This is a genomic window from Pseudomonas sp. (assembly GCF_030696055.1).
GTDB lineage: Bacteria > Pseudomonadota > Gammaproteobacteria > Pseudomonadales > Pseudomonadaceae > Aquipseudomonas.
The window spans coordinates 1-7,452 of record NZ_JAUYNP010000027.1; the positions used below are offsets into that span (position 1 = coordinate 1).

Here is a 7,452-nt window from a genome sequence, read left to right on the forward strand (position 1 = left end):
GCCCGGATGCAATCCGGGGTGTGGCGGCATCCCGGATTGCATCCGGGCTACGGAAATGGTCTGGGGTGGCGTAGGTTGGGCTGAGCTCTGCGAAGCCCAACGCAGGTTTGGGTGGCGGTTTGTTGGGCTTTGTCGCTGCACTTCTCAACCCAGCCTAGGATGCAGCTAACCGCGCCATTTCTCGCCGGGAATGACGATCATCGAGAAGTAGGGCGAGGACATCGGCTCCACCTCATCTAGCGCGACTATGCGCTGGTTGCCCATGGTCGCGCGCTCGACGTAGTGGGCGCGCTGATCAATGCCCAGTTCCTGCAGCACGCGGCGGACCTTCTCGAAATTGCGCCCCAGCTTCATCACCACGGCGGCTTCGGCGTCCTGCAGGCGCTGCTTGAGTTCGTTCTCGGGCAGTACGCCGGAGAGCACGCTTAAAGATTGGTTGCGGTACACCAGCGGGGTGCCGAGCACCGAGGCGCAGCCGAGCATGGAGCACACGCCGGGCACTACTTCCACCTGATACTGTGCGGCCAGGCGGTCGTGTAGGTACATATAGGAGCCGTAGAAGAACGGGTCGCCTTCGCAGATCACCGCCACGTCGCGGCCGGCATCCAGCTGGACGGCGATCTGCACCGCGCAGGTGTCGTAGAAGTCGCTGATCACATCCTCATAGGAAAGCGGCGCAGCGAGCTTTTCCGTGGTCACCGGGTACACCAGCGGCAGGCGCTGCTGCGCCTCGGTCAGGTGTTGTTCGATAATGCCGAAGGCGTTGCCGCCCTGGCCCTGGTTGGCTTTGGCCTTGGCCACGAAGTAGCCCACCACGGGTGCCGATTGCAGCAAACGCAGGGCCTTGAGGGTGATCAGCTCCGGGTCGCCGGGGCCGACGCCGAGACCGATCAGACGTCCTTTAGCACTCATCACTCCACCTCCGTGGCCAGGGCGTTGACCGCGGCCACCGCCATGGCGCTGCCGCCGCGACGGCCGCGCACTATTACATAGGGCACGCCGCGGCTGTCGGCGGCGAGGGCGTCCTTGGATTCCGCTGCGCCGATAAAGCCCACCGGCATGCCGATGATCAGCGCCGGTTTCGGCGCGCCGGCGTCGAGCATTTCCAGCAGGTAGAACAGCGCGGTGGGGGCGTTGCCGATCACCACCACGCTGCCTTCCAGATGTTCGCGCCAGTGTTCCAGGGCCGCCGCCGAGCGGGTGTTGCCCAACTCGCGGGCCAGCTCCGGCACGCCGTCCTGATGCAGGGTGCAGATCACCGGGTTGTTGGCGGCCAGGCGCGGGCGGGTGATGCCCTCGGCGACCATCCGCGCATCGCAGAGAATCGGCGCGCCCTTGGCCAGCGCGGCGCGGCCGGCGGCACCGGCACCGGGGGAGAAGCGCAGGTCCTGCACCACATCGACCATGCCGCAGGCGTGGATCAGCCGTACCGCGAGCTTTTCCAGATCAGCAGGGATGGTGCTGAGGTCGGCCTCGGCGCGGATGGTGGCGAAGGATTGGCGGTAGATTTCCTGGCCATCACGGATGTACTCAAGCATCGCTGTTTCCTGTTGCGCAGTGGGCGGCGAACCAGTCGCCGGCTTCGTCGATATCGAGGGAGTGCGCCAGCGACTGGCCGAAGCCGGCCACCCCGGGCATGCGTTGGTAAAGCTGGTAGCGGCCAGCATCTGTGGCCAGCAGGGTGAAGGGTGCGATATGCGCGGCGGCGCAGGAGCGTGGGCAGGCGCTGAGGTGTACCTGCGGCCGTGCGCTGCAGGCGCGCAGCAGCTCGGCCAGGCGCAGGGCATCGGCCTTGCTGTCGGTTAGGCCCTTGGCGCAGGCGGCAGAGCCGGTGCAGGCGATCAGGCCGGTTAGCGGGTCGTGCGGATCGGTCAGCAGGCCGAGTTGGTTTAGCTCATGCAGCACGGCTGCGGCTGCTGCCGTGGGGATATTGGGCAGCAACAGGCCCTGCCAGGGCGTCAGGCGCAGGCTGGCATCGCCATGCTGCTCGGCCAATTCGGCCAGGGCGCTCAATTGCTCCGCATCGATACGACCCAGACGGGCAGCGGCGGCGGCCATGCACAAACCCGCCTGCTGCTGCGGATAAGTGCCGATAGGCGCGCGTTGGTTGACCGGTGCGCGTTGCCAGTCGCTCGGGGCAGCTTGCACGGCGAAGGGCAGGCGTGCCTGCAGCTGTTGCAGCAGTTGCTGGGGCGGAGTGATGGCCAGCAGCTGGCGCATACGGCTGTGTTCGCCGCCGGTCAGTTGGAGAAACAGCATCAGCAGCTGTTCCACCAGCAGTGGCGCTTGCTCAAGCGTTACCACGCCCAGCGGGGTGTCGCCCGGACAGCCGGCCAGGCCAAAGGCCAGGCGCGCAGGCTGGCCGGGTAGGGCGCTAAGCCAGAGGTCATGGGGGTGCTCGAGCATGGCCAGGGCTTCGCCGCCGTCCAGCTGGATGGCGAACTTGGCCGAGAGCGCGTGCAGCGCCGGATTGTCTTGCAGCAGGCCGAGCAACTCGGCGGCCAGTGGGCGAGTATCCAGCAGCGCCTGCGGATCGAGGCCAGCGGCGGGGCTGAGCAGCAGGTTGCGCACATCGTCGGCGGCCGGGTTGCGCGGTCCCAGGCCGGCGGCCAGCAGGCGTTCAATCAGCGCCTGCTCGGCTTCGGCATGCACGCCGCGGATCTGCAGGTTGCTGCGGTTGGTCAGCTCCAGCACGCCGCTGGCGCACTGCTCGGCTGCTGCGGCGATGGCCCGCGCCTGGGCGCTGCTCAGGTTGCCGCCGGCCAGTTTGATTCGGCAGATGCCGCCGTCCAGCGCCGGTACGATGCGCAGCAGGCCGGGGCACGCGCTTGGGCGCGGTACGGGCGAATCGACGGTGGTTGGACGGTCGCGCAAAGGGTCACCAGCAACAAAGACGCGGCGACCGAACCAGCAGAACCCACCCAAGTGGTAAGGGGAGACTCCATGGCATCGGTACACCCCGCCCGATGTTGGCACTCGCGACCAGCGTCGTCGGCAGGTCTCCTGGCTCACAGGTCTTGATCGGCCGCGCCTTCCCGGTTTCCCAGTGGCATCGATGCGGCAGACTCGCTGTTTACAGTTGCGGGGGCAGCTCGGTCGCGATCAGCGGATCGCTCCGTATTCCCTCTTAGGCCCCTAGCGCTATAGCGGCGGGCACCGACGAAGGCGCTATTATGCCCGCTTTGCCTGGCGCTACGACAGCCTTGCTCGTCGGCCGGGCGCGAGACCTTTGGTTTGAGGAGTGCGCATGACGCTCTGGTTGAGTTTGCTGGGTATAGAAGAAAAGGGTGGTGCCGGGCTTGTTCAGCCGGCCCGCCAGGCTTTGCGCGGGGCCAGCCGTATAGGATTGGAGGAGTGCGCATGACAGCCTGGTTGACGCTGGTGGGGATAGGGGAGGAGGGCTATGCCGGGCTTGGCGAGCCGGCACGCCAGGCTTTACGCGGGGCCAGCTGCATAATCGGTGGCGCACGCCAGTTGGCGCTGCTGCCGGATGAGCTGCCTGGGCAACGCGAGCCATGGCCCAGCCCCTTTAGCCTGGAGCCGCTGTTGGCGCGGCGCGGCACGCCTTTGTGCGTGTTGGCCAGTGGCGATCCGATGTTTTTTGGCGTCGGTGCGAGCCTGGCGCGGCAGCTGCCGGTCGAGGAAATGCACATATTGCCGGCTTCCTCGTCGGTCTCCCTGGCCGCCGCGCGCCTGGGCTGGGCTTTGCAGGAGGTCGAGGTGCTGTCGCTGGTGGCGCGACCCTTGGCGGCGCTGCAGGCGCGGATTTTCCCCGGCGCTCGCCTGCTGTTACTGAGCAACGATGGCGACAGCCCAGCGGCGGTGGCCGAACTGTTACGCCAGCGCGGCTTCGGCCCCAGCCGTCTGACACTACTGGAGCACCTCGGTGGTGCGACTGAACGGCGGCTGGATGGCTTGGCCAGCGACTGGCATTGGCCGCGCGCCGCCGATCTCAACCTGCTCGCGGTCGAGTGCGTGGCCGGCGCAGAGGCCCGTTGCCTGGCATTGACCCCGGGCCTGGCCGACAGCCTGTACCAGCATGACGGTCAACTGACCAAGCGCGACGTGCGCGCCATCACCCTGGCGCGTCTGGCGCCGCTGCCGGGCGAGCTGCTCTGGGACGTGGGCGCGGGCTGCGGTTCCATAGGTATCGAATGGATGCGCGCCCACCCCAGTTGCCGCGCCATTGCCATCGAGGCGGACCCAGGCCGCCAGGCCCATATCCAGCACAACCGCGACGCCCTGGGTGTGCCGGCCCTGCAGCTGGTGGCCGGCCGGGCCCCCGAGGCGCTCGCAGGTTTGCCCACACCGGATGCGATTTTTATCGGTGGCGGCGTTACCGTTCCGGGTGTGCTGGAGCAATGCTGGGCCAGCCTCAAGCCCGGAGGGCGGCTGCTGACCAATGCGGTGACCCTGCAAAGCGAGGCGACCCTGGTCAGCTGGCGCGAGCAGCATGGCGGTGAGTTGACCCGCATCGCCCTTGCCCAGGCCCAGCCGTTGGGTGAGTTCGATACCTGGCGCAGCGCCTTGCCGATTACCTTGCTGCAGGTCCACAAGCCATTATGAAGCGCTTGCTATTGCTCGGCGGAATCGGCGAAGCCTTGCGCCTCGCCCGCCGCCTGGGCCCCACGCACATCTACAGCCTCGCCGGCCTGGGCCAGGTGCCGGACGACCTGACTTGTCAGGTGCGGGTCGGCGGCTTTGGCGGGGCAGAGGGGCTGGCGGACTTTATCGCAGCCGAGGGCATCGACCTGCTGCTCGACGCCACCCACCCTTATGCCGCGCAGATCAGCCGCAATGCCGCCCGCGCCGCGACACTGGCGGGCATTCCTTGCTGGGCCTTGCGCCGTCCCGGCTGGCAGGCGGAAGCGGCCGACGACTGGCGTGAAGTGGACGACTGGGGCGGGTTGACCGAGGCCTTGCAAGACTTCCAGCGGCCGTTGTTTACCCTGGGCCGCGAGCCGCTGGCGCACCTACATGAGATCCCCGTGCACCAGCAGTGGACGGTGCGTTGCCTGCAAGCCTTGCCCGCTACCCCCCGCGCCGAGATTATCGGCGCGCGCGGGCCGTTCAACCTGGAAGGCGAGCGCGAACTGTTCACCCGGCTGCGTAGCGATGTGCTGATCAGCAAGAACAGTGGCAGCCAGTCCACCGAGCCGAAACTGCAAGTGGCCCGCGAGCTGGGCTTGCCCGTATTGTTGCTGCGCCGTCCGCAGTTGCCGCCGGTTGACCGTGAATTCGCCAACCTCGATGAGATATGGCAGGCGCTGCTGGAGGCGGGGGTGTAGAAAGCCTACGAAAACGGGTCGCCTGTTAATTCTCGTCGGAGTCGCCTAACCCTTGGGCGGCGAGGGAAGGGCGCCGCACGGCTGATCCACCAGGCAGAAGCGGTAAGCACCGCCCCCGGCTGCCTTGGCCTGGTACATGGCAGCATCGGCCCGGCTGAGCAGCTCCTCGGCCGACTGCCCGTCGCGGGGGTAGAGGCTGATGCCGATGCTGATATGGGTCTGGACCGCATGCTCATCGATCCCGAACGGACGATCGAGGCTGGCGACCAACTGCCTGGCCAGGGCCTCGACCACCTCGGCATGCTCGAGGTGGGTGACCAGAAGGGCGAATTCGTCGCCGCTCAAGCGGGCCACCACATCGGACTTGCGCACCGCCCGGCCGAGGCGCTCGGACACGGCGATCAGCAGCTTGTCACCGCAGGCGTGGCCCAGGCTGTCGTTGATGCTCTTGAAGCGATCGAGGTCGAGAAACATCAGGGCGAACAGTTGCCGGGTGGGCGCCGCATGGTTGATCGCCTGGTGCAGCAGGTCGAGGAACAGGATCCGGTTGGGCAGACCGGTGAGCCCGTCGTGGTAGGCGAGGCGGCGCATTTCCGCGTGTTCCTGATCCGACACCGTGAGGCTGTGCTGGATGGCGATGAAGTGGGTGATGGCGCCACTGGGGTCGAGCAGCGGGGTGATGACCTGATTGACCCTGTAGTAGCTGCCATCCTTGCGCCGTTCGACCAGCTCCCCTTGCCAGGGTTGGCCGGCGAGTATGGTCTGCCACAGGTCCTGGTAGAAGCTCGGGCTTTGCTTGCCCGAATACAGCATATGCGGCGTCTGCCCGAGCAGCTCCCGGCGCGGATAGCCGCTCAGGCGGCAGAAGGCCTCGTTCAACCAGACAATGTGCCCGCTGCGGTCGGTAATCAGTATGGCGTTTGTCGCGGCCTCCAATGCCCTCACCAACAGTTGTTGGCCCTGCTTGTTCATTGGTACCTCCGCGGGCGAAGCGCTGACGCCATGGCCCCTCGGCTAAAGCTACTCGTCTACTCCGCATTCTTGATCAAAATCGGCAAGTGGCCCTTGGATATTCGCTCCTGGGCTATACAAGCATCGCTTGCGGCACCATCTCGTCTGCGTTGATCTGGCCCCTGGTCTCTTGCTAGTCGAGCTGCGCCCACAAGCTGTGGTGAGCCACTGTCCGGGCGGGCTTGGTTCGCCGCGCTTGAGCTCGGTCCGCAAACTCTACCGGGCGACCTCAGCGCTGATTGCCGCTGGTCGTATAACTAAAAGCTAGAAATAGACTGGCAGCTCACCCATAACAAATTCAATGTCTTAGTTGATTTTTTGAACAATTCACATTAATCAACTCTAGGAATTAGTTTGAATTCCTGTAACTAATTTCTGGAAAAATGGTGAAGGTTAACTAAAGTCTAGAAAAAGAGAAGAGGCCTCTAGGAGAGGGGTATGAAGCCAAGCCTATCCGCCAAGTCCAGTGCGCGAGACTTGGTACACAAGGCATATCGTGCTCGTGGGCACAGGGCTAATAACCTGTGGCTTGTATATAGTCCAAAAACTGATAGGGACTGGCTTCTTAATTCCGATCTGCAATACATCTACTGGCTATATTTCCTTGAGTCTGACAAGACTGTCGCCAATTTCGAAATATTTGAGCGCAAGGCAGAATCCCCTGACTTCCTAGTAAACTACCGTGATGGTTCATCGGAAGTTCATTTCGTTAAGAGTAATAAGTCTGGGGTCCCGGAGTCATATCCTGTTGATGGATACAATTTATCATGCAGGTGTTTTGACTATGAAATCCTTGATGCGGTCGCTATTGAAGCTCTACGTTGGGCGAAGCCTTTAGCGTTTGCGGCAAGCATTAGAGGCGAACAGTGCATAAGCCTTATGAATTCAGTTGCGTTTTACTTCAGTAGAGTCAGGGCTGGGACTATAGGAGATGTGGTTTCTTATCTTGGCGAGTATGACCACTCAGAAGTTGTAGGGGCGATTATTCGCCAGTATTCAAGAGATTTTATTAAAATCTCACTAGAAAGTGGCCCTTTCAGCTTGAATACTTGCTGGGAAATCTCAGCATGAAGGCCCCCATCAACTTAAGCCATGTCAATGACCCTATAGATAGTTGGCCACGTATCGACGCGGATACACTGGCTCCAGATGA

7 protein-coding genes and 1 riboswitch are annotated in these 7,452 nt (G+C 63.9%); of the genes, 3 read left to right on the top strand and 4 right to left on the bottom strand.

The features are described from left to right. Window positions 1-165: 165 nt before the first annotated feature. From Q8Q83_RS01425 to cobG, 3 genes are read right to left on the bottom strand one after another with little or no spacing between them, the layout of a single operon-like run. Window positions 166-915: a precorrin-2 C(20)-methyltransferase gene (locus Q8Q83_RS01425; RefSeq protein WP_305620486.1), complete on the bottom strand. Its 750-nt coding sequence runs from the start codon at window positions 913-915 to the stop codon at window positions 166-168. Next, on the bottom strand, window positions 912-1,538 hold the full coding sequence (locus tag Q8Q83_RS01430; RefSeq protein WP_305620488.1) for a precorrin-8X methylmutase: 627 nt from the start codon (window positions 1,536-1,538) through the stop codon (window positions 912-914). The genes Q8Q83_RS01425 and Q8Q83_RS01430 overlap by 4 nt, the downstream gene beginning before the upstream one ends. Next, window positions 1,531-2,874: a precorrin-3B synthase gene (gene cobG, locus Q8Q83_RS01435; RefSeq protein WP_305620490.1), complete on the bottom strand. Its 1,344-nt coding sequence runs from the start codon at window positions 2,872-2,874 to the stop codon at window positions 1,531-1,533. The genes Q8Q83_RS01430 and cobG overlap by 8 nt, the downstream gene beginning before the upstream one ends. Window positions 2,875-2,975: 101 nt before the next feature. Continuing rightward, window positions 2,976-3,176: riboswitch (cobalamin riboswitch) on the bottom strand. Window positions 3,177-3,360: 184 nt separating this feature from the next. On the opposite strand from cobG, the gene cbiE reads away from it, so the two are divergent. Both cbiE and Q8Q83_RS01445 read left to right on the top strand, forming a co-directional pair. Beyond that, complete coding sequence (cbiE, locus tag Q8Q83_RS01440) at window positions 3,361-4,566, top strand: precorrin-6y C5,15-methyltransferase (decarboxylating) subunit CbiE (protein WP_305620491.1); 1,206 nt, start codon at window positions 3,361-3,363, stop codon at window positions 4,564-4,566. Beyond that, the gene (locus tag Q8Q83_RS01445; RefSeq protein ID WP_305620493.1) at window positions 4,563-5,288 is read left to right on the top strand and encodes a cobalt-precorrin-6A reductase; all 726 of its coding nucleotides are present in this window, start codon (window positions 4,563-4,565) and stop codon (window positions 5,286-5,288) included. Before cbiE ends, Q8Q83_RS01445 begins: the two co-directional genes overlap by 4 nt. Window positions 5,289-5,333: 45 nt before the next feature. On the opposite strand, the gene Q8Q83_RS01450 is transcribed toward Q8Q83_RS01445, so the two are convergent. Further along, window positions 5,334-6,260: a diguanylate cyclase domain-containing protein gene (locus Q8Q83_RS01450; protein ID WP_305620495.1), complete on the bottom strand. Its 927-nt coding sequence runs from the start codon at window positions 6,258-6,260 to the stop codon at window positions 5,334-5,336. 477 nt (window positions 6,261-6,737) lie between these two features. On the opposite strand from Q8Q83_RS01450, the gene Q8Q83_RS01455 reads away from it, so the two are divergent. After that, window positions 6,738-7,370: a hypothetical protein gene (locus Q8Q83_RS01455; protein ID WP_305620497.1), complete on the top strand. Its 633-nt coding sequence runs from the start codon at window positions 6,738-6,740 to the stop codon at window positions 7,368-7,370. Window positions 7,371-7,452: the final 82 nt, after the last annotated feature.

Excerpts from the sequence above, each read along its gene's own strand:
- Q8Q83_RS01430 (WP_305620488.1), bottom strand. The coding sequence starts at position 1,538 with ATGCTTGAGTACATCCGTGATGGCCAGGAAATCTACCGCCAATCCTTC.
- cbiE (WP_305620491.1), top strand. The coding sequence starts at position 3,361 with ATGACAGCCTGGTTGACGCTGGTGGGGATAGGGGAGGAGGGCTATGCC.
- Q8Q83_RS01445 (WP_305620493.1), top strand. The coding sequence starts at position 4,563 with ATGAAGCGCTTGCTATTGCTCGGCGGAATCGGCGAAGCCTTGCGCCTC.
- Q8Q83_RS01450 (WP_305620495.1), bottom strand. The coding sequence starts at position 6,260 with ATGAACAAGCAGGGCCAACAACTGTTGGTGAGGGCATTGGAGGCCGCG.
- Q8Q83_RS01455 (WP_305620497.1), top strand. The coding sequence starts at position 6,738 with ATGAAGCCAAGCCTATCCGCCAAGTCCAGTGCGCGAGACTTGGTACAC.